Annotated in this window: 20 protein-coding genes and 1 pseudogene; 14 read left to right on the top strand and 7 right to left on the bottom strand. The window is 74.6% G+C overall.

Going from position 1 to position 23,427, the window contains the following annotated elements:
* Positions 1 to 6: 6 nt before the first annotated feature.
* Complete coding sequence (groL, locus tag I6A81_RS22790) at positions 7 to 1,626, bottom strand: chaperonin GroEL (RefSeq protein WP_203001770.1); 1,620 nt, start codon at positions 1,624 to 1,626, stop codon at positions 7 to 9.
* 249 nt (positions 1,627 to 1,875) lie between these two features.
* Between groL and I6A81_RS22785 the strand changes: the two are divergent.
* The 7 genes and pseudogenes from I6A81_RS22785 to I6A81_RS22755 form a co-directional block, all read left to right on the top strand.
* Positions 1,876 to 2,505: pseudogene (locus tag I6A81_RS22785) on the top strand (TetR/AcrR family transcriptional regulator); the annotation flags it as partial.
* 296 nt (positions 2,506 to 2,801) lie between these two features.
* Positions 2,802 to 4,142 carry a diaminopimelate decarboxylase gene (lysA, locus tag I6A81_RS22780; protein ID WP_203001769.1) on the top strand — a complete coding sequence of 447 codons (1,341 nt, stop codon included), beginning with the start codon at positions 2,802 to 2,804 and terminating at the stop codon, positions 4,140 to 4,142.
* Between the two features lie 205 nt (positions 4,143 to 4,347).
* Positions 4,348 to 5,349 carry an ABC transporter substrate-binding protein gene (locus tag I6A81_RS22775; protein WP_203001768.1) on the top strand — a complete coding sequence of 334 codons (1,002 nt, stop codon included), beginning with the start codon at positions 4,348 to 4,350 and terminating at the stop codon, positions 5,347 to 5,349.
* 2 nt (positions 5,350 to 5,351) lie between these two features.
* The gene (locus I6A81_RS22770) at positions 5,352 to 6,296 is read left to right on the top strand and encodes an ABC transporter permease subunit (RefSeq protein WP_203001767.1); all 945 of its coding nucleotides are present in this window, start codon (positions 5,352 to 5,354) and stop codon (positions 6,294 to 6,296) included.
* A complete protein-coding gene (locus I6A81_RS22765; RefSeq protein WP_203001766.1) occupies positions 6,296 to 7,087 on the top strand; it encodes an ABC transporter ATP-binding protein in 792 nt (263 codons plus the stop codon). The genes I6A81_RS22770 and I6A81_RS22765 overlap by 1 nt, the downstream gene beginning before the upstream one ends.
* Positions 7,088 to 7,202: 115 nt before the next feature.
* A complete protein-coding gene (locus I6A81_RS22760; protein ID WP_203001765.1) occupies positions 7,203 to 8,411 on the top strand; it encodes an alpha-hydroxy acid oxidase in 1,209 nt (402 codons plus the stop codon).
* Positions 8,405 to 8,836, top strand: coding sequence for a RidA family protein (locus tag I6A81_RS22755; RefSeq protein WP_307874840.1), 432 nt, complete (start codon positions 8,405 to 8,407; stop codon positions 8,834 to 8,836). The genes I6A81_RS22760 and I6A81_RS22755 overlap by 7 nt, the downstream gene beginning before the upstream one ends.
* Positions 8,837 to 8,871: 35 nt before the next feature.
* Here the strand turns inward: I6A81_RS22755 and I6A81_RS22750 are convergent, their stop codons facing one another.
* Together I6A81_RS22750 and I6A81_RS22745 are read right to left on the bottom strand one after the other, a co-directional pair.
* On the bottom strand, positions 8,872 to 9,414 hold the full coding sequence (locus I6A81_RS22750) for a TetR/AcrR family transcriptional regulator (protein WP_307874839.1): 543 nt from the start codon (positions 9,412 to 9,414) through the stop codon (positions 8,872 to 8,874).
* A gap of 177 nt (positions 9,415 to 9,591) precedes the next feature.
* Positions 9,592 to 11,109 carry a DHA2 family efflux MFS transporter permease subunit gene (locus tag I6A81_RS22745; RefSeq protein ID WP_307874838.1) on the bottom strand — a complete coding sequence of 506 codons (1,518 nt, stop codon included), beginning with the start codon at positions 11,107 to 11,109 and terminating at the stop codon, positions 9,592 to 9,594.
* A gap of 190 nt (positions 11,110 to 11,299) precedes the next feature.
* Between I6A81_RS22745 and I6A81_RS22740 the strand changes: the two genes are divergently transcribed.
* A complete protein-coding gene (locus tag I6A81_RS22740; RefSeq protein ID WP_203007475.1) occupies positions 11,300 to 12,043 on the top strand; it encodes a TetR/AcrR family transcriptional regulator in 744 nt (247 codons plus the stop codon).
* 13 nt (positions 12,044 to 12,056) lie between these two features.
* Here I6A81_RS22740 and I6A81_RS22735 read toward each other — a convergent pair whose 3' ends face one another.
* The 3 genes from I6A81_RS22735 to I6A81_RS22725 are packed head-to-tail and all read right to left on the bottom strand — an operon-like array spanning position 12,057 to position 15,555.
* On the bottom strand, positions 12,057 to 13,289 hold the full coding sequence (locus I6A81_RS22735; RefSeq protein WP_203007474.1) for an SfnB family sulfur acquisition oxidoreductase: 1,233 nt from the start codon (positions 13,287 to 13,289) through the stop codon (positions 12,057 to 12,059).
* A complete protein-coding gene (locus I6A81_RS22730; RefSeq protein WP_203007473.1) occupies positions 13,286 to 14,392 on the bottom strand; it encodes an LLM class flavin-dependent oxidoreductase in 1,107 nt (368 codons plus the stop codon). The genes I6A81_RS22735 and I6A81_RS22730 overlap by 4 nt, the downstream gene beginning before the upstream one ends.
* Positions 14,389 to 15,555 (bottom strand): LLM class flavin-dependent oxidoreductase, encoded by a 1,167-nt coding sequence (locus I6A81_RS22725; protein ID WP_203007472.1) that lies wholly within the window; start codon positions 15,553 to 15,555, stop codon positions 14,389 to 14,391. The genes I6A81_RS22730 and I6A81_RS22725 overlap by 4 nt, the downstream gene beginning before the upstream one ends.
* 87 nt (positions 15,556 to 15,642) lie before the next feature.
* Between I6A81_RS22725 and I6A81_RS22720 the strand changes: the two genes are divergently transcribed.
* The 5 genes from I6A81_RS22720 to I6A81_RS22700 are packed head-to-tail and all read left to right on the top strand — an operon-like array spanning position 15,643 to position 21,483.
* Complete coding sequence (locus I6A81_RS22720; RefSeq protein WP_203007471.1) at positions 15,643 to 16,674, top strand: BMP family lipoprotein; 1,032 nt, start codon at positions 15,643 to 15,645, stop codon at positions 16,672 to 16,674.
* A complete protein-coding gene (locus I6A81_RS22715) occupies positions 16,671 to 18,140 on the top strand; it encodes an ATP-binding cassette domain-containing protein (protein WP_203010293.1) in 1,470 nt (489 codons plus the stop codon). Before I6A81_RS22720 ends, I6A81_RS22715 begins: the two co-directional genes overlap by 4 nt.
* Positions 18,137 to 19,447, top strand: a complete 1,311-nt coding sequence (locus I6A81_RS22710) for an acyl-CoA dehydrogenase family protein (RefSeq protein WP_238431045.1) — start codon at positions 18,137 to 18,139, stop codon at positions 19,445 to 19,447. Before I6A81_RS22715 ends, I6A81_RS22710 begins: the two co-directional genes overlap by 4 nt.
* 41 nt (positions 19,448 to 19,488) lie before the next feature.
* Positions 19,489 to 20,535 carry an ABC transporter permease gene (locus I6A81_RS22705; protein WP_203007675.1) on the top strand — a complete coding sequence of 349 codons (1,047 nt, stop codon included), beginning with the start codon at positions 19,489 to 19,491 and terminating at the stop codon, positions 20,533 to 20,535.
* Positions 20,536 to 20,565: 30 nt separating this feature from the next.
* Positions 20,566 to 21,483: an ABC transporter permease gene (locus I6A81_RS22700; RefSeq protein WP_203007674.1), complete on the top strand. Its 918-nt coding sequence runs from the start codon at positions 20,566 to 20,568 to the stop codon at positions 21,481 to 21,483.
* A 112-nt stretch (positions 21,484 to 21,595) separates the two neighbouring features.
* On the opposite strand, the gene I6A81_RS22695 is transcribed toward I6A81_RS22700, so the two are convergent.
* Complete coding sequence (locus I6A81_RS22695; RefSeq protein WP_203007673.1) at positions 21,596 to 22,537, bottom strand: NADP-dependent oxidoreductase; 942 nt, start codon at positions 22,535 to 22,537, stop codon at positions 21,596 to 21,598.
* 249 nt (positions 22,538 to 22,786) lie between these two features.
* Between I6A81_RS22695 and I6A81_RS22690 the strand changes: the two genes are divergently transcribed.
* Positions 22,787 to 23,200, top strand: a complete 414-nt coding sequence (locus tag I6A81_RS22690) for a winged helix-turn-helix transcriptional regulator (RefSeq protein ID WP_203007672.1) — start codon at positions 22,787 to 22,789, stop codon at positions 23,198 to 23,200.
* Positions 23,201 to 23,427: the final 227 nt, after the last annotated feature.

Below are 23,427 nucleotides of genomic sequence, written 5' to 3'. Positions count from 1 at the left end.
ACAGGGTCAGAAATCCATGCCACCCGCGTCCGGGCCCGCCGCGGCCTGCTCCCGCTCCGGCTTGTCGGCCACGACGGCCTCGGTCGTCAGGAACAGGGCGGCGATCGACGCGGCGTTCTGCAGCGCCGAGCGGGTCACCTTGGCCGGGTCGATGATGCCGGCGGCCACCAGGTCGCGGTACTCGCCGGTGGCGGCGTCGAGGCCCATGCCCGGCTCGAGCGTCCTGACCTTCGCCGCCACGACACCGCCCTCGTGGCCGGCGTTGACCGCGATCTGCTTGAGCGGCGCCTCGGCGGCCACCTTGACGATGTTCGCTCCCGTCGCCTCGTCGCCCGACAGGCGCAGCCCGGCCAACGCCGCGGCGGCGGCCTGCAGCAGGGCTACGCCGCCGCCGGCGACGATGCCCTCCTCGACCGCGGCCTTGGCGTTGCGGACCGCGTCCTCGATGCGGTGCTTGCGCTCCTTCAGCTCGACCTCGGTGGCCGCGCCCGCCCTGATCACGGCCACTCCACCGGCGAGCTTGGCGAGCCGCTCCTGGAGCTTCTCCCGGTCGTAGTCCGAATCCGACTTCTCGATCTCCAGGCGGAGCTGGTTGACCCGGCCGCGGATCTGCTCGGCGTCCCCGGCGCCCTCGACGATCGTCGTCTCGTCCTTGGTCACCACGACCTTGCGGGCCCTGCCCAGCAGCGGGAGGTCCGCGCTGTCCAGCCTGAGCCCGACGTCCTCGCTGATCACCTGGCCGCCGGTGAGGACCGCCATGTCCTGCAGCATCGCCCGGCGGCGCTCCCCGAAGCCGGGCGCCTTGACCGCGACCGACTTGAACGTGCCCTTCAGCTTGTTCACGATCAGCGTGGCCAGCGCCTCGCCCTCGACGTCCTCGGCGATGACCGCGAGCGGCCTGCCCGCCTGGATCACCTTCTCCAGCAGCGGGAGCAGCTCCTGGACTGACGCGATCTTCGAGGTGGTGAACAGCAGGTACGGCTCGTCGAGCACCGTCTCCATCCGGTCCGGGTCGGTGATGAAGTGCGGCGCCACGTAGCCCTTGTCAAAGCGCATGCCCTCGGTGAACTCCAGCTCGAGGCCCATGGTGTTGGACTCCTCGACCGTTATCACGCCCTCCCGGCCGACCTTGTCCATCGCCTCGGCGATCAGCTCGCCGATGGTGGTGTCCGCGGCGGAGATCGACGCGGTCGCGGCGATCTGCTCCCTGGTCTCGATCTCCTGGGCCATCGTGCGCAACTGCTCGACGACGGCATCGACGGCCTTCTCGATGCCCCGCTTCAGAGCCAGCGGGTCGGCGCCCGCGGCCACGTTGCGCAGGCCGTGGCGGACCAGCGCCTGCGCCAGCACGGTGGCGGTGGTGGTGCCGTCACCCGCGACGTCGTCGGTCTTCTTCGCCACCTCCTTGACGAGCTCGGCCCCGATCTTCTCCCACGGGTCCGAAAGCTCGATCTCCCTGGCGATCGAGACCCCGTCGTTGGTGATGGTCGGAGCGCCCCACTTCTTCTCCAGCACGACGTTGCGGCCCCTCGGGCCGAGCGTCACCTTCACCGCGTCAGCCAGGGTGTTCATGCCGCGCTCGAGCCCGCGGCGCGCGTCCTCGTCGAAGGCGATCAGTTTGGCCATGTCGGTTGGTCCTCTCCCTGGACTGGGTCGAGTCAGGACTGTCGAGCCCTGGGCTGTCGGGCCTGGGCTGTGGCGAGGTGGCCGGCGCCGGCGCCCGCGACGGCTGGATCGGCAGATCCCGCCGGTCCCGGCCACCTCGTTCGCACTCCAGGGCGCCGAGTGCCAGCACAGCGTACCCAAAGATGCGCGCACGCAAAAATGCCTTCGCGCAAAAATGCGTGTCCGCATCTTGCTGATACGCTCGCGGGCATGGCGGTGGACGAGAGTGGCGGGCTGCGCGAGCGCAAGAAGGTCGCCACCCGAGCCGCCCTCAGCGCGGCGGCGCTGCGGCTGGCGCTGGAGCACGGCCCGGAGAACGTGCGGGTCGACGACATCGCCGAGGCCGCGGGGGTGTCCCCCCGGACCTACAACAACTACTTCTCCAGCCGGGAGCAGGCGATCGTCGCGGCGATCACCGCCGAGCGGGCGCTGCGGGTCGCGGCGGCGCTGCGCGCCCGGCCGGCGTCCGAACCACTCGACGAGGCGGTCGTCGAGGCGGTCGTCGAGCAGTACGCGACCGAGCCCGCGAACGACGCGCTCACGCTGATCGCGTCGACGCCGCGACTGCGCGCGGAATTCCTCGACGCGGTGGCCACGATCCGCCAGCCGCTCGCGTCGGCGATCGCGGACCGGCTCCGCGACGACGGCCCCCTCGCGCCCGCCGTGCTCGCCGCGGCGGTCTCCGCCGCCGCCCGCGTCGCGCTGGCGCACTGGGTGCGCGACAGCGGTGACGCGGGGGCGGCCGCTGAGGGCTTCGTCGTCGTCACCGGTGACCGGCCGCTGGCCGACATCCTGCGCGAGGCGCTCGCCCACGTGGCGCCGGCCCTGCGGGCCGCCGACCGCGCCGGGGGAACGGGCCCCGGCGCGGCGGTCCGACGCCCCGCCAGCGACCCGGGCCGTGACCCCGCCAGCGACCCGGGCCGTGACCCCGCCAGCGACCCGGGCCGCGGCCCGGCCGACGGCCGCGCCAGCGCCGACGGACGAACCGCGCCTTCCACGGTCTAAACGAACCGTAGAAATTCGCCCCGGCGCCGTCACGGCGGCGTCAGCGTCCCTTCCCGGCGGCGCCGCCCCGGGCATGAACTGGAGCCGACGGCGCCGGCGACGGGCCAGCGCCCCGGATCCCGGAGCGGACGATGACGCTGGGTGAGCTCATCCCGAGCCTACGGACCTCGCTGCGGTCGAAGCTGGCCTCCGGCGTGTGGCCGGACAGCGCGGTGCTGGGCACCGATGGCGAGATGCGCGTCGCGGGTGTGCCGATGACGACCGTGGCCGCGAGGTTCGGCACGCCGGCCTACGTGCTCGACGAGGAGGGGTTCCGGCGAAAATGCCGGGAGTACCGGGCGGCGCTGCCCGGCGTCGAGGTGTGCTACGCCGGCAAGGCCCTGCTGACGAGGGCGGTCGCCGCCTGGGTGGCGCAGGAGGGGCTGTCGCTGGACGTCTGCTCCGCCGGCGAGCTCGCCGTGGCCCGGTCCGTCGACTTCCCCGCCGACCGTCTCGTCCTGCACGGCAACGCCAAGACGACGGAGGACCTCAAGGCGGCGCTCGACTACCCGGTCGGCCGGATCGTGGTCGACTCGGCCGACGAGATCAGACGGCTCGGCCTGCTGGCCCACGACCAGCGGGTGCTGCTGCGGGTGACCCCGGGCGTCGACGGCCACACCCACCAGGCGATCAACACCGGCGTGGAGGACCAGAAGTTCGGCTTCTCGCTGGCGAGCGGTGCCGCGGCGGACGCGGTGGGCCAGATCCTGGCCCAGCCTGGCCTGCGGCTCGTCGGCCTGCACTGCCACGTCGGTTCGCAGATCACCCGGGTCGGGCTGCTCGAGGAGGCGACCCGCCGCATGATCGGCCTGCTCGCCGCGGTCCGCGACCGGCACGGGGTCACGCTGTCCCAGCTCAACGTCGGCGGCGGGCACGCGGTTCGCTACCTGCCGGGCGACGACGGCTTCGACCTCGCCGGCTTCGCCCACCGCCTGTCGGGCGCGCTGGCCTACGAGTGCGAGCGGCACCGGCTTCCGGTGCCCCGGCTGACCATCGAGCCCGGCCGTGCCCTGGTCGCCCGGGCCGGCCTCACCCTCTACCGGGTCGTCACCGTCAAGCACGTCCCCGGGGTGCGCACCTTCGTGGCCGTCGACGGTGGCATGAGCGACAACCCCCGCCCGGCGCTCTACGGCGCCCGCTACACCATCGACCTCATCGGCCGGCCGCGCCTCGCCGCCGCCCGGCCGGTCACCGTCGTCGGCCGGCACTGCGAGGCCGGCGACGTCCTCGCGCGCGACGTGCCGCTACCCGGCGACGTCCAGGCCGGCGACCTGCTCGCGGTCGCCTGCACCGGCGCCTACCACCACAGCCTCGCCTCCACCTACAACCTGGTGGGCCGCCCTCCGCTGGTCGCCGTCGCCGACGGCGAGGCCCGGCTCCTGGTCCGGCGGGAGACCGACGAGGACCTCCTCGCCCGCGACACCGGCCTCTGACGGCGCCGGCCAACCGACCAGGCGCCAGGCTTTCCGACACCTAAAGTTCCCATGCGACAACCCAAAGTCGCCCTCAGATAAATGATCTGATCTATCGATGCACCATGTGAGCATTTAGTAACTCAAACCGCTCTAGATCTTCATTCTCGGGAAACATACCGCTCCAATCCTGACTTGAGAAGAACTTCTCAGATCTGGAGGTGAGATGAAGATCAGGGCAACACGGCGCCGCCGGGCGGCAGGGGCGCTCCTTGGCGTCATCGGCCTGGTGGGCGTGCTCGCCGCCGCGGGTTGCGCGGGCTCGTCCGGATCGGCGGGCCCGTCGGCCACGGGCTCGGACCCGGTCAAGGTCAGCATCTTCGAGGTCGCGCAGGCCGACGTCGTCACCACCCTGGAGACGGCGTTCAAGGAGGAGCTCACGGCGAAGCTGGCCGGGCGGACGGTCAGCTTCAGCGTCCGCAACGCGAACGGCGACCCGTCGCTGATCCAGAGCATCGCCCGCGACCTGGCCCGCTCCGACGCCTCGCTGATCGCGGTCATCGGGACCCCGGCCGTCATCGCCATGGCCCAGCAGGACAAGACCCATCCGATCATCGCGCTGGCGATGGGCGACCCGGTGGGCGGCAAGGTGGCCGACAGCCTCGACCACCCGGGACGCAACGTCACCGGCACGATCGACTTCATCGATCCGGCCCAGTTGCTCGACGAGCTGGCCGAGGTCACCCCGGCGCCCCGGCGGATCGGGACGATCTACGACCCGTCGAACGAGAACAGCCAGGTGTGGGTGGCCCAGCTCAGGGCGGCGGTCGAGGGGCGCCCCGGGATGTCGCTGGCCGAGGCGACGGTCGCCGGCGCCGGCGACGTCCAGAGCGCCGCCCGCTCCCTGGTCGGCCGGACCGACACGATCCTCGTCGGCCCCGACGCGGCCGTCGCGTCGGGAGTGGCGGCGGTCGGCGCGGTCGCCCTGTCGAACAAGATCCCGTTGTACCTGACCTCGGGCGACGCGGCGACGACCGGGGTGCTGGCCACCCTCGGCCCGAGCTACGCCGACCTCGGCGTCGCGTCCGCCGGCGTCGCCGCGAAGATCATCGAGGGCGCGATCCCGGCCGACACTCCGTTCGGCCGGCCGGGCGCGCTCGAATGGGGCGTCAACCGCGACACGTTGAGCGCGCTCGGGGTGACCCTGCCGGCCGCGGCGACGGGGTAGCCATGCGATATCTCCTCACGGACACCCTGATCGCCGGCCTCCCGCTGGTGCCGGTCGTCATGGGCATCTACCTGGTGATCCGCATCCGGCAGGACTTCGACCTCACCGTCGACGGCAGCCTCACCCTTGGTGGCGCGCTCGCCGCGGTGCTGCTCAACCACGGCGCGGGCGTGCCGCTGGCGATGCTCGTCGCCGTCGCCGGGGCCGCCGCGGCCGGGCTGGTGACCACCGGGCTGCACCTGATGTTCCGCATTCCGGTCATCCTGGCCGGCCTCGTCATGAGCATCGGGATGACGACGCTGAACCTGCGGCTCCTGGGGCGGCCGTCGATCAGCCTGGGCGACGGCGGCACCCTGTTCAGCGGGCTGGCCGGCCTCGCTCCAGACGTCCGGGACTGGCTGACCGTCGCGATTCTGGCCGCGTTCGCCGGTGTGTTCCTGGCCGCCGTCGGCTACCTGCTGCTGACCGAGATCGGCCTCGCGCTGCGGGCCACCGGGGTCAACGCCCGGATGGCCCGGGCTCAGGGGGTCGACGACCGCCGCTCGCTCGCGCTGTGCCTGGCGCTGGCCAACGCCAGTGCCGGCCTGTCGGGCGCGTTGATCGTGCAGTCGCAGGGCTTCGCGGACTCCGGGACCGGAACCGGCACGCTGCTGGCCGGCGTGGGCGCGGTGATGCTGGGCGAGCTCATCACCCGGCCGGGCGGGGCGTCACGGGTCGGCCGGGTGATCGTCGCCGTGCTCGCCGGCACGCTGGTGTACCGGCTGGTCCTGGTCGGCGCGCTGCGCGCCGGGCTGCAGGCGACCGACCTGGCCGGCATCACCGCCCTCACCCTGGTCGCCGCGGTCGCGCTCAACCGCTACCTGCCCGAGCTCGGCCGGTCGCTGCGCCGGGGCAGCCCAGCCCGTCGCCCCCGCGGCGCGGCGGCGACGGTGAAGGAGGTGGGCTGATGCTGCGGCTGGACGGCGTCCGCCTGGTGCACAACGCCGGCACCCCGACCGAGGTCGTCGCGCTCGACCACGTCGACCTGGAGATCCCGGCCGGCCAGTTCGTCACCGTCGTCGGCAGCAACGGCGCGGGCAAGAGCAGCCTGGTGGGCGTGGTCGCCGGAACGCACCGGCCGAGCCGGGGCCGGGTGCTGCTCGACGGCCGGGACGTGACCCGGCTGCCCGACCACGCCCGCGCGGCGGCGGTGGCGAGGGTCTTCGACGACCCGCTCGCCGGCACCGCGCCCGGCCTCTCCCTGGCCGACAACCTCGCGCTGGCCGGGGCGCGCGGCCGGCGGCGCCGGCTGCTGCCCGCGGTCACCCGCGGCCGGCAGGCGGGGATGCGCGCCGACCTCGCCATGCTCGGGCTGGGCCTCGAGCACCGCCTCGCCGACCCGGTCGCGCTGCTGTCCGCTGGCCAGCGCCAGAGCGTGACGATGCTGATGGCCGGCCTGCGCCGGCCCAGGCTGCTGCTGCTCGACGAGCACCTGGCGGCGCTGGACCCCCGAACCCGCGACCGGGTGCTCGACCTCACCCTGCGGACGCACGAGCGGCTGGGCTGCGCGTCGCTGATGATCACGCACAGCATGCGGCACGCGATCGAGGTCGGCGACCGGCTGCTGGTGATGGCCCGCGGCCGGGTCGTCTACGACGTCGCCGGGCCGGAGAAGGCGGCGCTGACGCCGGCCGGGCTGGTCGACATCATCGCCGGGCTCGGAGACGCCCCGTCGGACCGGCAACTGCTCGCCGGCTGATCCCGACTCGCCGGCGCCGTGGCCCCGGGTGCCGGGGAGGCCCGGGCGCCCGACCGCGCCAGGGCCGCGCCGGAACGGGCCCGCTGACTGATCACAGAAAGGAGTGGAGTGACCCGTGACAGCCGCTGACGTCTCGGCCCCGGACGGGGCCACGCGACCCGGCGCCCCGCCGGCCGCGCCGGCCGCGGCCGCCCCGGCCGACAAGGGCGCCGACCCGTTCGTCTCCTTCACCTCCTCCGACCGGTTCGCCACGGTCGGGGAGATCTTCGAGGCTGCCCGCCGCGCGCTGCCCCCGCCGGTCTGGGACTTCCTCGACGGCGGCTCCGGCGGCGAGCAGACGCTGCGGGCGAACCTGTCGTCCTTCGAGCGCTGGTCGGTGCTGCCCCGGCTGATGACCGGGGCGGGCGAGCCGGACCTCACCAGGACCTTCCTCGGCATCGAGCTGTCCATGCCCGTGCTCACCAGCCCGTTCGGCGCCGACCGGCTGCTGCACCGGGACGGCCAGCTCGCGGTCGCCCGGGCGAACGCCAAGGCCGGCGTGGCCTCGATCGTCCCGGAGGCGGGCTCGTACTCCTGGGAGGAGGTCGCGACGGCTGCCCCCGGCGCCGCCCGGATCGCCCAGCTGCACCCGATGGGCAACCCGGCGAACTTCGCCGCGATGCTGCGGCGGGCCGCCGACATCGGGTTCTCCGCCGTCTGCCTCACCCTGGACTGCCCGACCGCCGGCTGGCGGGAGCGCAACATGCGCAACCGGTTCGACGTCGACGTCGACGTGGTCAGCGGCAACTACCCGCACGCCGGCCCGGCCGACCTGGCCGGCACCCTCGGGCAGCTGTTCGTCCGCCGGGAGCCGATCTGGACCTGGGACGAGCTGGCCGAGCGGATGGCGGACTCGCCGCTGCCCTGGCTGGCCAAGGGCGTCCTGACCGGCGCCGACGCCGTGGCGGCGGCGCGGGCGGGCGCCGCCGCCGTGCTGGTCAGCAACCACGGCGGGCGCCAGCTCGACGCGGTGCCCGCGGCGCTCGACCAGCTACCGCAGATCGTCGCGGCGCTCGGCGGGCAGGTGCCGGTCGCGCTGGACTCCGGGATCCGCCGGGGCGGGGACGTCGTCAAGGCGCTGGCGCTCGGCGCGGACGTGGTCGTGCTCGGCCGGGCGGCGGCCATGGCACTGGCCGCCGGCGGCGAGGAGGGCGTCAGCCGACTGCTGGAGCTGTTCCGCGAGGAGATCTCGACGACGGTCAAGCTGCTCGGCGCGGCGGGCGTCGACGAGCTGACCGGCGAGATGATCAGGCCGGCGGCGGGGCGGGCGGTGCCCGGGTGGTAGGCGGCGCGGCGGCCGAGGGCGGGGCCGTCGACCGACCCGTTCCCGCCCGAGAGGCCATGCCGCTGCCGGCCGGGCTGGCCGGCCTCGCCCCGATCAGCGCCGCTGTCCGGGTCGGCCGCCTGCTCGTGCTCTCCGGCTGCGTCGCCCTCGACCCGGCGACCGGCCGGCCGCGCGGCGGCACGGTGGACAGCCAGGCCCGCGACGTCTTCCGCCAGATCGCCGAGGTCCTGGGCGCCGCGGGCGGGCGGCTGACCGACGTCGCGCGCTGCGTGTGCTACCTGACCGACGCCGCCGCCGCGCCTGAGCTGGACGTGGTGTTCCGGGAGGCCTTCCCCACCGACCCACCGGCCCGCACGACCGTGGTCTGCGCACTGGTCCGGCCGGGCCTGCTCGTCGAGATCGAGGCGACCGCCGTGCTCGGCTGAGCGCCGACGCCGCCGCGAGTCGGGTGGGGTCCCGGCTAGCCGGCGGCCCCGGCGGGCCGGCCCAGCGCGCGCAGGACGCTGCCGGTCAGCTCGGACGCGATCCGCGCGGCCGGCCAGCCGAGGCTGTCGTGCAGGTCGACGACCACCCGCTCGTCGAACACGGTGACCCACAGGAGCACCCCGTACTCGGCGGAGGTGGCCGGGATGAAGCCGGCGTCGGCCAGCGCGGCCAGCATCGGCGCGAGCGCGCCGAACAGCCGCCCGATCATCGGGTCGTCCGCGCGCAGCCGCTGCAGGAAGCCGCGGGAGGACCGGACGTGCACGACGGCCGGGCCCCAGCCCACGGCCTCGCGGACCCACAGTTCGCACACCGCGGCGAACCGGCGCAGCGCGTCCGGCCCGGCCGGCACCGCCTCCATGTGGGTGACCAGGCGCTCGACGAGCTGCGTGTAGTAGGCGTCCAGGGCGGCGGGGACATCCGGGAAATGCCGGTAGGCGGTGGCCGTGGACACCCCGGCCTCGGCCGCCAGCTCGATCAGGCTGAACCGGCCGCCCTGCTTCGCGAGCAGTCGTTCCACGGCGTCCAACAGATCCCGCCGACTGGCCAGGAAATCCCGCCGGATCCGACGGCTGCGTGGTTCCTCGTCGCGGACCGAGCCGCTCGCCGTGGGCGTGGGAACCACCCTTCCATCGCTCGGGCCCCGCCGGAGGAAGGCGAAGGTATCCCGACATTGTAACACGCCGTCATCAAACGTTTACATTTCGGCCCGCTTCGTCACCGCCACGGGCTCGGTGATCTGCTGGGTGGGCACCGCCGCCCCGGCGGACGAGTCCTCCCCCGCGGCCGGGGGCGCGACGGTCGGACCCGCCTCGCCCCCGGGAAGCAGGACGCTGGCGGCCAGGATGACCACGAGGGTGCCCATGGCGAACCAGTACACCCCGTGGAAGCCCGCCATCGGGTCGGAGCCGCCGTTCCCGACGGTCGCGAGGATGAGGGTGACGACGGCGACGCCGATCGCCGCGCCGAGCTGGTTGAGGATGTACAGGACCGAGCTGCCCTGGGGCACGGCCGCCGCCGGCAGCGTTCGGTACAGCGACCCCATCGTGGGCGCGCCCACGAAGCTGAGCCCGGCACCGAGGACGAACGCGGCGAGCGCTGGCCATACCTCGCTCGTCTGCGGGCCGATCCGGGTGAACCCGAGTTCGGCGAGCGCGGCGACGACGGCGCCGCCGCGGACGAGGACGCGGGCACCGAACCGGTCCGAGAGCCGGCCGGACAGCGGCATGGCGATGACCGCGGCCAGGGCGAACGGGGCTACCAGCAGCCCCGCCGCGAGCGTGCCCCGGCCCTGCTGCTGCTGGTAGTACAGCGGCAACACGAAGATCGTCGCGAACGTCGCGAGGCCGACCAGGGTCATGATGGCCACGCTCGCGGAGAACCCGGAGTTCGTGAACAGCCGTGGGTCGATCAGGGGCCGGGTGCGCCGCCGGGTCGTGAGTCGCGAGGCGTGCAGCCCGTAGCCGGCGAGCAGTGCCACGGCGATGACCAGGGGGACGAGCACCTGCCCAGCCAGGACCGCCCCGCGCTCGGCCGCCTGGGTGAGGGCCAGCACGATCGCGGCGAACCCCGGGCCGAGCAGGGCGACCCCGACGACGTCGAGGCGGGTGGGGGTCTCCTCGACGCGCGCCGCGTCCCGGGGTACCACCCGTACCGCGCCGAGCAGCGCGACCACCCCGATGGGCAGGTTGATCAGGAACATCCAGCGCCAGGAGGCGTGCTCCAGGATGAGCCCGCCGATGATCAGGCCGAGCACGGGACCGGCCGACAGCACCATCCCCATCAGGCCCATGACCCGGCCCGCCCGGCGCGGACCGGCGGCGCGGGCCAGCAGGACGAGCACCAGCGGGTCGAGGACCCCCGCGGCGAGCCCCTGGAGCACCCGGAAGGCGATCAGGCTGGCGGCGTTCCAGGCGAGCCCGGAGGCGACGGACGCGGCGAGGAAGGCGAGCAGCGCGGCCAGCCACAGCCGTCGCGCGCCGAACCGGTCGACGGCCCAGGTGGTGACCGGAATGGCGATGGTGAGCGCCAGCAGGTAGCCGGTGGAGACCCATCCGATCGTGCCGAGCGAGGCGTCCAGCTGGGTGGCGAGGGTGTCGACCCCGACGGCGACCACCGACCCGTCGAGGATTCCCATGATCCCGCCGAGCAGGACCACGGCGATCAGTCGCCGAAGGGAGGGATCAAGCCGATCCGCGTCCAAGGATCCAGCCACCAGGCCACCTCCAGGTTGGTGCACAGTTCTGCACTGACCAGTGCACTATAGCGCCCGTAAGCGTTCCCACATCGCCCTCGTCTGATCGCTGTCCCGAGGCTGGAGGAGGGGATGGCGATACCGTGAGGCCATGAGCGGGCCGGCGAGCGGTGAACGACTGACCCGCCCGGTGACACCTGGCGGAACACGGATGACCTCCGTCCTGGCCGAGACGGCCGGCGCGGTCGGACCGGCCGGACCGGCCGGACCGGCCGGACCCGGGGCCACACTCGACTCGTCCGCGGCCACGGCGCCCGGCCGGGCGGGAACCCGCCGGCGCGCCGACAGACGAGAGGCCATCCTCGGCACGGCGTTCATGGTGTTCGCCCGCGAGGGATACGCCCAGGCGACCCTGGACATGATCGCGGCCGAGGCCCGGGTCGCGAAGCACACGATCTACAACCACTTCGGCGACAAGCAGGCCCTGCTGCGGGCCGCGATCGCCGCCGAGTCCGACAAGGCGCTGGCGAAGAACCTCGCCGCCGTCGACGGGCTGCGCGACCTCGACGGCGATGTCCGCGTCCTGCTGGAGGACGTCGGCTACCGCCTCATCGGCTGTTTCTGCGACGAGCGGGGCTGGGCGTTGCGCCGGCTCCTGTACGCGGAGATCAACCAGTTCCCCGACCTGCTCGACATCATCCAGGGACGGGCGGCGAGCCCGGTGACCGAGGCGCTGGCCGACCGGCTGGCCCGGCTCGCCCTGGCCGGCCGCCTACGGCTGACCGACCCGGCCGCGGCGGCCGAACAGCTCGCCGCCCTGCTGACCGGCTCACTGGAGGCCAGAGCCCGGTTCGGCACCCGGGCGGTCCCCGACGACGAGAAACGGGCCGTGGCGCGGGCGGCCGTCGACACCTTCCTGCACGCCTTCGGCGCGCCGTCGCCCACGGACGCCTGAAGCCGGTGTCCGGCTAGATCAGGCCGTGGTTCGGCGGCAGCACGCCGTTGATGATGTGGTTGCCGTTGTGCACGTACTTCCAGCGCGCGGGGTCGTGCAGGGTGTGCGTGCGGGCGTTGCGCCAGTGGCGGTCCAGGTCGTGCGCGGCGTCGGCCGCCGAGGCGCCCATCAGGCCGAAGATCTCGCTGGCGACCTCGACCGCGACGTCACCACCGAATGCCTTCGCCTCCGCGACCGCCAGGGAAGCCGCGCCCGCGGCCTCGGCGCTCGGCGGCGGCCCCTCGGCCCCCGCCGCGTCGAGTGCCTCGGCGGCGCGCCGCAGGAGCGCCTCCGCGGCGTGCACCCTGGCGCCGAGCTGACCGAAGCGCAGGAGCACGTGCGGCTCGTCGGCGGCGCGTTCCTCCGCGGCCTCGAACCACGGCCGGGCCTTGTCGCGCACGAACCGCGCCCCGTCGGCGAGCGCGGCGCCCGCGATGCCGACGTCGATGGCCGCGTGCAGGATCTGGCCGAACGCGCCGGCCACCTGCGGCCGCTCATAGGTGTGCCAGTGCGCCACGACGTTCTCCGGCGCGACGGCCACGTCCACCAGCCGCGTCGTGCCGCTCATCGTCGCCCGCTGCCCGAAGGCGGTCCAGTCCTGCAGCACCTCCACGCCGGCCGCGTCGCGCGGGACGTACGCCACCACGAGCCGGTCCCGCTCGTCGAGCGCGAAGACGGGGATCCAGCGCGCCGTCAGCGCGCCCGTGCAGTAGTACTTGGTGCCGTTGAGGCGCAGCGTCCCGTCGGCCGCCGGCAGCAGCCGGGTCCGCATATCCATGACGTGCCTGGTGCCACGCTCCGACAGGGCGTTGCCGAACCGCGCGCCCGCCAGCACCTCGCCCAGCAGCCGTCGCTGCTGCTCCTCGGTGCCGTCATGGCGCAGGACCGAGACGAACACGTAGTGGTTCTGCGGCACCTGCGCCACCGACGGGTCGGCCGCCGCGAGCCGCCGGAACACCTCGACGAGGGTCACCGTCGACACGTCGGCGCCGCCGAAGCGCGCCGGCACCGTCAGCCCGAGCAGCCCGCTGCGGCCCAGCGCCGCGAGCTCGTCGACCGGCACCCGCGCCGCGCGGTCGCGCTCGGCCGCGCCGTCGCGCAGCGTCGCGGCGAGCGCGTCGGCGACCTGGAGCGCCTCCGCCTCGGAGGCGATGACGCGCGCCACGCCGACCGCGCCGCCGGCGCGGCCGTTCGCGGTCTGGCTCATGAGGCCACACCTTCCTGAGCCGCCGCCCGCGTGCCGCCGGTGGGTGGGACCAGGCGGCGGACCCGCGGGATGACCTGTTCGGCGAACCGCCGCATCTCCGGCTCGAACGGCTGGAACTGCAGCATGAAGGTCTCGATCCCCTCGGCGTGGAAGTCACGGATCCGCTCGGCGACCTGGTCGTAGGTGCCGACGAGGCCGGCCGCGGTCCCGCCGTTGGTGCCGATCGCGGGGAACTGGGCGTGCGTCTGGAACATCACCGCCTTGGTGTCGATGTGCTTGAGCATCTCCGCCACCTTCGGCTCGTCGTGGGCCGAGATCTCCCAGGCGAACGCGAGCGCCTCCCGAGCCTGCGCCTCGGTCTCGCGCGCGATCACGAACGCGGACAGCCCGAAGCGCAGCGGTGGCTGCCCCCCGCGCCCGCGCCGCGCGACGTCGGCGATGATGGCGCGCACCCGCTCGATCGGCTGGCCGTTGATGAAGAACAGGTCCGCGAGGTCGGCGCCCAGCGCGCGCGCCGGCTCGGACTCGCCACCCAGGTAGATGCGCGGGCGCTCCCGGAAGCGGTCCTCCGGGCGCAGCAGGTACCCGTCGACGTCGAAGTGGCGCCCGTGGAAGGTCGTCCGGCGGCCCTCGAGGAGCGAGCGCGCGACCGTCAGCCACTCCCGGCCGTAGGCGTAGCGCTCGTCGTGCTCCAGGAACGGCAGCCCGGCCTGCTCGATCTCGGGTTTGTACCAGGCGTTGACCAGGTTGATGGCGAACCGGCCCTGGCTGATCTCCTCGATCTGCAGCGCCTGCTTGGCCAGCACCACCGGGTGGTAGAGGAACGGCTTGATCGCCGTGATGATCTCGATGCGTTCCGTCGCCTCGGCCAGCGCGGCCGACGCGGTCCACGCCTCGAGGCCATCCAGCTCGTCGCCCCACGGGTTGATCGTGTGCTGGGCGACCAGCGTCGTGTCGTAGCCGAGCGCCTCGGCCTCGAGGATCTGGCTCCGGTTGCGCCGCCAGCTGGCGTCGACCGGGTCGTCGGGGTGGTGCAGGGATGCCCAGGTGCCGCCGATCAGCGCCCAGACGCCGAAGCGCGGCGGGTGCGTCGCGCCGCTCATCGCCGTCCCTCCCCCACGAGCGTGCCGTAGCCGAGCGCGGCGTCGCCGCTCGGCGCGCCCTCGGTCTCCGAGAGCGCCGGCAGGACCAGCTCGGCGAACCGGTAGGCCTCCTCCAGCAGCGGGACCCCGGACAGGATGAACGTGGAGATGCCCACGGCCTGAAAGTCACGCAGCCGGCGCAGGACGGTCTCGGGCGACCCGACGATCGCCGTCGCGGCGCCGGGGCGCACGAGGCCGAAGCCCGACCAGAGCGCCTCGTCGAACTCGAGCGCGCGCGGATCGTCCGGGATCCGGCCGCCGTGCAGCGCCAGCTGGTGCTGCTGGACCTGCGAGTCGGTGCCCGCGAACGCCCGCTGGATCGAGGCGACGACCCCCGGGTCCATGGTCCGCAGGATCCGGCCGGCCTCGGCCCACGCCTCGTCGTCGGTGTCGCGGACGATCACGTAGAGCCGGATCCCGTAGCGCAGCGTCCGCCCGAGCTCGGCGGCGCGGCCCGCCACCCGGCCGATCCGCTCGGCCGTGTTGCCCGGCGTGTCGCCGTAGACGAGGTAGGTGTCGATGTGGCGCGCCGCGACCTCGACGGCGGCCGGCGACGCGCCGCCGAACCACAGCGGCGGCGTCGGTTTCTGCACGGACGGCAGCGCCAGCTTCCCGTTGCGGACGGTGATGAAGTCGCCCTCGACGTCGACGACGTCGCCGGCCACCGCGGCGCGCCACGCGGGAATCCACTCGGCCGTGTAGCGGTAGCGGTCGTCGTGGGCAAGCGCCGAACCCATCGAGGCGAGCGTCGCGGCGTCGCCGTTGACGATGTTGAGCAGGACGCGCCCGCGGGTGAACTGGTCGAGCGTGACGGCCATCTTGGCGGCCAGCATCGGCGACAGCAGCGGCGGGTGGACGGCGAGCAGGAAGCGCATGCGCTCGGTGTGCGAGGCGAGGGCCGCGGCCAGGACGTGGACGTCGTGCGGGCCGGTGGCCAGCAGGGCGCCGTCGAAGCCCAGGCCGTCGATCGCGCCCGCGAGCTGCCTGAGATAGGCGTAGTCCACGTCGCGCACGCCGCCGGGTGACCACGGCGCACGGCCGTCCGGAGCGGTGAGGTACCAGAGCACCTCGACGCCGGACGCGGTACCGGACGCGGTAGAGGATCGGGTTCCGGGCGAAGTCACGCGGGAAACTCTACAAAACCGCTGGTTAAGGTAGGTTTCTCCCCGCTCGACCCGAACGCCGTACCCACGACCAGAGGACGAACCCCGGTGCCCAGATCCCTGCGCGGCCTGCTGGCCGCAATCCTCCTGCCCGTAGCCATGATCGCCATGGCGGCGTGCGGATCGAGCGACGAGGACGGATCCGCGCCCGCCGCCTCCGGCGACGCCGCGCCGCTGAATGTCGCGTTGCTCACCAGCGGCCTCACCAACGACGGCGGCTTCAACCAGTGGGCCGCCCAGGCCCTGCAGAAGCTGGAGTCCGAGGGCCGGATCACGCTGCAGGTCCGCCAGCAGCTCAGCGACCCCAACGCCGCCGAGCCGGTCCTGCGCCAGTTCGCCAGCCGCGACTTCGACCTGATCATCGGCCACGGCATCGACCTGTCGGCGTCGGTGCTCAAGGTCGCCGCCCAGTTCCCCGACGTCCACTTCGCCACCACCGGGGACAACACGCTGGAGCAGAAGCTGCTGCCCAACGTCGAGGGCTGGACCTACGACTTCGGCCAGTTCGGCTACGTGGGCGGCGTCGTCGCCGGCTCCGTCAAGGACGTCACCAAGGTCGGGATCGTCAGCGGGCCCGACATCCCGTTCGTGCAGACCGCGCTGAAGGGCTTCCTCGAAGGGCTGAAGGCGACCAACCCGTCCGCGACGACCGAGTCGGTCTTCACCGGCGAGTTCTACTCGGCGCAGAAGGAGCAGGAGGCCGTGCGCGGCCTGGTCGCGGGCGGCGCGCAGCTCGTCTTCGCCAACACGGCCGAGGGCAACGGCGTCGCGCCGGCGGCCCAGCAGGCCGGCGTCCCGACGGTCGGCACCGCCGTCGCGGGCAGCGCCGCCGCCAAGGAGGTCAACATCACCTCGGCGAACCTCAACTTCACCCCGGTCTACACCGGCTACCTCGACCGGCTGGCCGCCGGGACGTTCGGCAAGCGGTTCGAGGTCGGCACCCTGGCCAACAAGGAGATCGGCATCGACCCGGTGAACGCGGCGGCCGCCCCCGGCGTCCCCGCCGACCTGCAGGCGAAGGTCGACGAGCTCTCCGCGCAGCTCGCGTCGGGCGAGCTGAAGCTCCCCGACTTCTCGTGACCGCCGCCGGCGAGGTCCTGCTCGCGGCCGACGCCGTGGTCAGGCGCTACGGGTCGACCGTGGCGCTCGACGGCGTCGACTTCGCCGTGCTCGCCAGCGAGGTGCACGCCGTCGTCGGCGAGAACGGCGCCGGCAAGTCGACGCTGGCCCGGATCCTCGCCGGCGCCACGGCGCCCGACGCCGGCGAGGTGCGCCGCGCCGCGTCGGTCGCCCTGGTGCCGCAGACCCTGTCCCTGGTCGGGGCGCTCTCGCTGGTGGAGCACGTCGCGCTCGGCCGAGGGCTCGGCCGCTTCTCGGCGGGCGAGGCGCGGGCGCGGCTCGCCGACGCCGCGGCGCGCCTCGGCGTCGCGCCGCCCGCCGACGTCCCGACCGACCGGCTGAGCCTGCCCGAGCAGCAGCTCGGCGAGCTCGGCCTCGCGCTCGCCCTCGGCGCGCGCGTGCTGATCGTCGACGAGCCGACCTCCAGCCTCGGGCCCGCCGAGGTGGAGCGGCTCGTCGGCGCGCTGCGCGGGATCGCGGCCGGCGGCGGCGCGGTCGTCCTCGTCACCCACCGGGTGGGCGAGGCGCTCGGCGCCGCCGACCGGGTGACGGTCCTGCGCGGCGGGCGCCGCGTGCACCACGGCCGCGTCGACGAGCTGGACGCCGACACGCTCGCCGTCCACATGGTGGGCGAGGTCCCGTCCGCCGCCACGGTCACCCGTCCCGAGCCGGGGCGGGAACGGCTCGTCGTCGACGGCGTGGACGCCGGCCCGCTCGCCGGCATCCGCCTCGCCGCGCGGGCCGGCGAGATCGTCGGCGTCGCGGGCGTCGCCGGCAGCGGCCAGCACTTCCTCGCCCAGGTCCTCGCGGGCCTGCGCGCGCCCGAGCGGGGGACGGTCGCCGTCGACGGCGTGCCGATCGGCGGCGACCCGTGGGCCGCCGTGGCCGCCGGCGTCGCCTACGTCCCCGAGCGCCGGGCCGACGGCCTCGTCCCGGCGCTGCCGGGCACCGACAACGCGATCCTGCTCGCGACGCTGCGCGACCGGTCGCTGCGCCGCCGCTGGACCGGCCTCCGCGACCGGCGCGCCGAGCGGACCCGGGCGCGGGCGCTGTTCGAGCGCTTCGACGTGCGGCCGCGCGACCCGGCCCTGCCCGCGGGGGCGCTCTCCGGCGGCAACCAGCAGAAGCTGCTCGTCGGGCGCGAGCTCGCCGCCGGGCCGAGCGTGGTCGTCGCGCACGGTCCCACGCAGGGGCTCGACCTGCGCGCCGCGACCGCGATCCGCGACGACCTGCGCGCCGCGGCCGCCGACGGCGCCGCGGTCATAGTCCTGTCGACGGACCTCGACGAGGTCCTGACCATCGCCGACCGCGTGCTGGTCCTCAGCGCCGGGCGGATCACCGACACGTTCACCACCGACGACCGGCCGGACGCCGCCCGCCTCGGGCGCGCGATGGCCGGCCATCCCCTCGCGGAGTCCGACCCATGACCGCCTCCCCCTCGCCCGCCCCCACCCCGCCCTCTGCCACGCCCTCTGCCACGCCCGTCGCCACCCCGGCCGCGGCCGCGGCGCGCGGCCTGCTCGACCGCGCGTTCCCGTCGCCCCGGCTGAGCGCCGAGGAGCACGACGTCCTGGACCGGCTGCAGGTCGTGCTCGACGAGCAGGTGGAGCCGGCCGCCGCCGAGCACGACGCGCGCGGTCGGTACCCGACGTCGTCCATCGCCGCGCTGCGGCCGACGGGCATCACGTCCGCCTCGCTGCCGCGCGACCTCGGCGGCATCGCCGCCTCGCACCGGCTGACGCTCGAGGCACAGGTGCGCATGGCCGTCGCCGACAGCTCGGTCGCGCAGATCTTCCGCGTCCACGAGGACTCCGTGCGCGAGCTGCACGTCACCGCGGACCCGGGGCTGCGGACCCGGCTGGGCGAGCTGCTCGCGACCGAGCGCAAGGTCATCGGGCTGGCCGCCGCGGAGAACGGCCGGCGCGTCGACAGCCCGATGACGACACTCGCGCACCGCCGCGACGACGGGTCCTACGTGCTCGACGGGACCAAGATCTACACGACCGGCGCCGCCGGCTCGGACCTGATCGCCGTGGCCGCGTTCGACCCGGTCGCCGGGGCGACCGACCCGCTGGCGGGCATCAAGACCTTCCTGGTGCCGCCGGACGCGCCGGGGGTGCGCATCGCCTACGACTGGGACGCGCTCGGCCAGCGCGCCACCGAGTCCGGGACCATCACCTTCACCGCCGTGGAGGTCGAGCCCGCGCTCGGCGGCCTGCTGGCCACGGGGCTCATGCCCCACTCGGGACCGCGCTTCCAGGCCGGCTTCGCCGCCGAGCTGGTCGGCCTCGGCATCGCCGCGCTGCGCGCGGCGGCGCCGTTCGTCCGCGACCGCAGCCGGCCGTGGCCGTCGGCCGAGACGGAGCGGGCGTCGGGCGACCCCACCGTGCGGGCGCTGGCCGGCGAGCTGACCGCCGACCTCGTCGCCGCCTACACCGCCGTCGTCGCCACGGGCGACCTGCTCGACGCGTTCGAGGCGGGCCAGATCGACCGCACCCAGCTGGCGGTGCCCATCTACGCCGCCAAGGCCACGGCCAGCCGCGCCGCGGTGCGCGCGACCTCGGAGATCTTCGCGCTGATGGGCACGCGATCCGCCCGGCGCGAGCTCGGCTTCGACCGCTTCTGGCGCAACGCGCGCACGCTCTCGCTGCACGACCCGGTCGCCTGGAAGCACGTCGAGATCGGGCGCCACGTGCTCGAGGGCTGGGAGCCCGAACCGGGGCTGTACCAGTGACACCCGCGCCCGTGACGCCCGCGCCGGTGACACCCGCGCCGGTGGCTTCCGCGCCGACGCGCGCGCGTTCCCCGCGCTCGGCCGGCGCGGTCGCCGCCGCGCTCCTGGCCGCCGTCCTGCTCGGCGGTGTGCTGCTGAGCGTGGCCGGCAGCAACCCGGTCGACGGCTACGAGGCGCTCGTCACCGGCGCGTTCGGCTCCCGGTACGGCTTCGGCGAGACGCTCGTGCGCGCGCTTCCGCTCGCGCTCATCGCGCTCGGGGTGGCACCGGCGCTGCGGGCCGGCGTCTTCACCATCGGAGCGGAGGGCCAGCTCGCGGTCGGCGCGCTGGCCGCCACCGCGACGGCGGTCGGGCTCGGTGACGGCGCCCCCGCCGTCGTCCTCCTGCCGGCCGCCGCGCTGGCCGGCGCGCTCGCGGGCGGCGCCTGGGCGATCCTGCCGGCGCTGCTGCGCGTGCGCGCCCAGGTCAACGAGATCCTCTCCACGCTGCTGCTGACCTACGTCGCGCTCGCGCTGGTGAACTACTCGCTGCGGACCTGGCTGGGCACGTCGACGGGTGACGCGACGCTGCAGAGTGACCCGCTGCCCGCCGCCGCGATGCTGCCCAACCTGCTGACGGGCACCCGGCTGCACTGGGGTGTCGTGGCCGCGCCGCTGGCCGCCGCCGCGCTGGCGTGGTGGATGCGCACCCCGCGCGGGCTGGCCTACGAGGTGCTCGGCGCCAACCCGGCGCTCGCCGCGCGGGCCGGGGTACGCCACGGCCGGGCGATCGTCGGCGCGATGGTGGTCGCGGGCGCCGCCGCCGGGCTCGCCGGGTGGCTCAAGGTCGCCGGCGTGGACGGCACCCTCTATCCGAGCGTCAGCGGCGGCCTCGGGTTCAACGGCGTGCTCGTCGCGCTGCTCGGCGGGCTCCGGCCGGCGGGGATCCTCGTCGCGGCGCTCGTCTTCGGCGCGCTGGGCGCGGGCGCGGACGGCCTGCAGATCGACACCGGCGTACCGGCCTCCCTGGCGACGGTGCTCCAGGGCCTGTCGCTGTTCTTCGTGGCGATCGGCTTCGAGGCCCGCCGTCGGCGCGGGAAGGCGGCATAGCGATGGAGGCGGCGCGGTGACGGAGGTGGCGTGGTGACGGAGGTGGAGCTGATCCTGGCCGGCGCGGTACGGCTGGCGACCCCGGTCGCGCTGGCGGCGCTCGGGGAGGCGGTCGTCGAGCGATCCGGCACGATCAACCTCGGCATCGAGGGCACGATGCTGGCCGGGGCGCTCGCCGGCGCCTACGGAGCCTCCCAGGCGGGGTGGGGCGCCGGCATCGCGCTCGCCGTCGCGGTCGGCGGGTTCCTCGGCCTGGTCACGGCGCTGGCGACCCTCTGGGGCCGCGCCAACCAGCTGGTCGTCGGGCTGTCCGTCACCCTGATCGCCACCGGCGCGGCGACCTACCTGTACGAACTGTGGCGGCCCACCGGCACCGCCGCGCCCGAGATCCCGCTCGCGCCGACCGTCCACGTGCCGATCCTGCGGGAGATCCCCCTCGTGGGACCGGCGCTCTTCGAGCAGTCGGTCTTCAGCTACGCGATGGTCGCGCTGGCCGTCGGGCTGGCCTGGACGCTGCGGCGCACCGGCGCGGGGCTCGCCCTGCGCGCCGCGGGCGACGACCCGGCCCGCGCGGCGCTGCGCGGCGTCCGCGTCCGCGCGACGCGGACGGCGGCGCTCGCGCTCGGCGGCGCGCTCGCGGCCCTGGGCGGCGCGGTCATCACCGTCGGCTATCTCGGCTCGTTCGACGTCAACGTCACCGCGGGACGCGGCTACGTCGCGCTGGCCGCGGTCATCATCGGCCGCTGGTCGCCCTGGGGGGCGCTCGCCGGCGCCGGCGTGTTCGCGCTGTTCGACTCGGTCGCGATCCAGTCCGGCGACACGGAGATCGTGCCGGTCGAGGTGCTGACCGCGCTCCCCTATCTGGTGACGCTCGCCGCGCTCATCGTCGTCGCGCGCGGCGGCCGTGCCCCGCGAGCGCTCGGCCGGGCGCTGCCGGACGACGCCTGAACGAGCCCGCCGGGCCGGCCCCGGCCCGACGTGCCAGCCGCCGCTGACCTGATGAGCCCGCCCGACAGCTTGGGCGGGCTCATCAGGTCTCCACCGGCAGCGGCCGCTCGGTTCAGGCAGGAGACTCCTCCACCGCGACGACGAGCTTGCCGACGGCCCCGGCCGTGAAGTCGGTGATGGCGCTGATGGCCTCGGCGAGCGGGTAGGTCCTGGCGACCGGTACCCGCAGCCGTCCGTCGACGACCTGCGCGGCGAGGCCCGTGAGAGCGGGCGCGGCGGGATCCGCGAGCACGACGGTCGCCTTGAGATCCCGCTCGGCGTGATCCTCCGGCGTGAAGTGCAGCGTGGAGGCGAACCGTCCACCCGGAGCGACCAGGCTCGCCACGCTGGCACCGTCGCCGGCCAGGTGCAGGGCGGCCCGCACGCCCCGCGGCGCGAGCGCGCGCGTCCCGGCCACGAGATCGGCGTAGTCGACGGTCCAGGACGCGCCCAGGGCGGCGACGAAGGCGGCCTCGGGTCCCGGCCTGGCCGTGGCGATGACCTTGGCTCCTCGCGCCGCGGCCAGCTGCACCGCGTACGCGCCCACGCCACCGGTCGCGCCCGAGACAAGAATGACGTCCCCGGGTCCCGGGTCGACCGCGTCGATCGCGCCCAGCGCCGCGGTGCCGGCCAGGGCGAGCGCGGCCGCCCGGACGCTGTCGAGGCCCTCGGGGACCGGGGCCAGGCCGTACTGCTCGCCCACGACCACGTACTCGGCGAGCCCGCCCTGTCCGAGGGTCGGCCGCATCACCACGCCGAACACCTCGTCGCCCACGTCCACGGCGCTCACCCCGGCGCCGACGGCGGCCACCACTCCGGCGAAGTCCTTGCCGAGCACCACCGGGAACTCGTACTCGTACACGCCCTTGAGAAAGCCGCCGAGAACGCCGAGGTCGAAGCCGTTGATCGACGAGGCCCGCACCCGGACGAGCACCTCGCCCGGGCCCGGCTCGGGAACCGGCAGGTCGACGATCTCGGGCGCCGCGCCGAAGCGCGGAAAGGCCACAGCACGCATGGTGGGTCTCCTGACCGGGTCGGTGTTGACCAGCGCCATCGAGGTGGCCGGCACGGCCGGCCATGTGGCCGCACGGCGTCGCGGGTCCGGTGGGGTGACCGCGACGAGCACCCCGGCCGGCTCGGCGCGGGCCGTTGATCATCCTGATCACGCCCGCAGGCACGCCCGGGTGGGCCTCCGCGGGAGGCCACACTTTCTGTGCGCTGGTTACTTCTTGTGCGTGCCGGCAGTCTGTTCGAAGATCCGGGCATGACGGAAGACGGCACTTTGAGCTGCGTACCGCACATCCAGGTGCGTGGGCCGGTCGGCGACGAGCACCCCATGTGCCAGCTGCGCGACATCCTCGACCGGGTCGGCGACAAGTGGAGCGTCCTCGTCATGAACCTGCTCGCCGCCGGGCCGAGGCGTTACTCCGAACTGCACCGGGCGATCGACGGCATCTCGCAGCGGATGCTCACGGTGACCCTGCGGAGCCTGGAGCGTGACGGCCTGGTGCATCGCACCGTGACGCCCAGCTCGCCGCCCCGGGTCGACTACACGCTCACCGCGGTCGGCGAGACCCTCTGCGCCCCGGTGCGCGCCCTCATCCAGTGGGCCGACGAGCACCGCGACTACGTCACGAAATCCCGGCTCCACTTCGACGCGGCGGAACCGACCGGGTAGGGGAATCCGGCGCCGATCTGGCGGCCGGACGCCGGGCGTGGCCGTCGCCTTCTCGAAGGCGACGGCCACGTCGTGAGGATCGGCCGATCGGCCGGCCGCCGCGGGACATCGGTCCGCTGACGGGCCCGGCCGGCGGCCTACGGGTCGAGCCGGTGGCCGCACCAGCGGTTGCGGGTGGCGTCGTCGGTGCCGGCCGGGTTGGGGACGACGTCGTAGCCGGTGCCGTC

Source organism: Frankia nepalensis (assembly GCF_016786325.1).
GTDB classification, from domain to species: Bacteria; Actinomycetota; Actinomycetes; order Frankiales; family Frankiaceae; genus Pseudofrankia; species Pseudofrankia nepalensis.
This window is presented reverse-complemented; position numbering and strand designations above follow the sequence as displayed.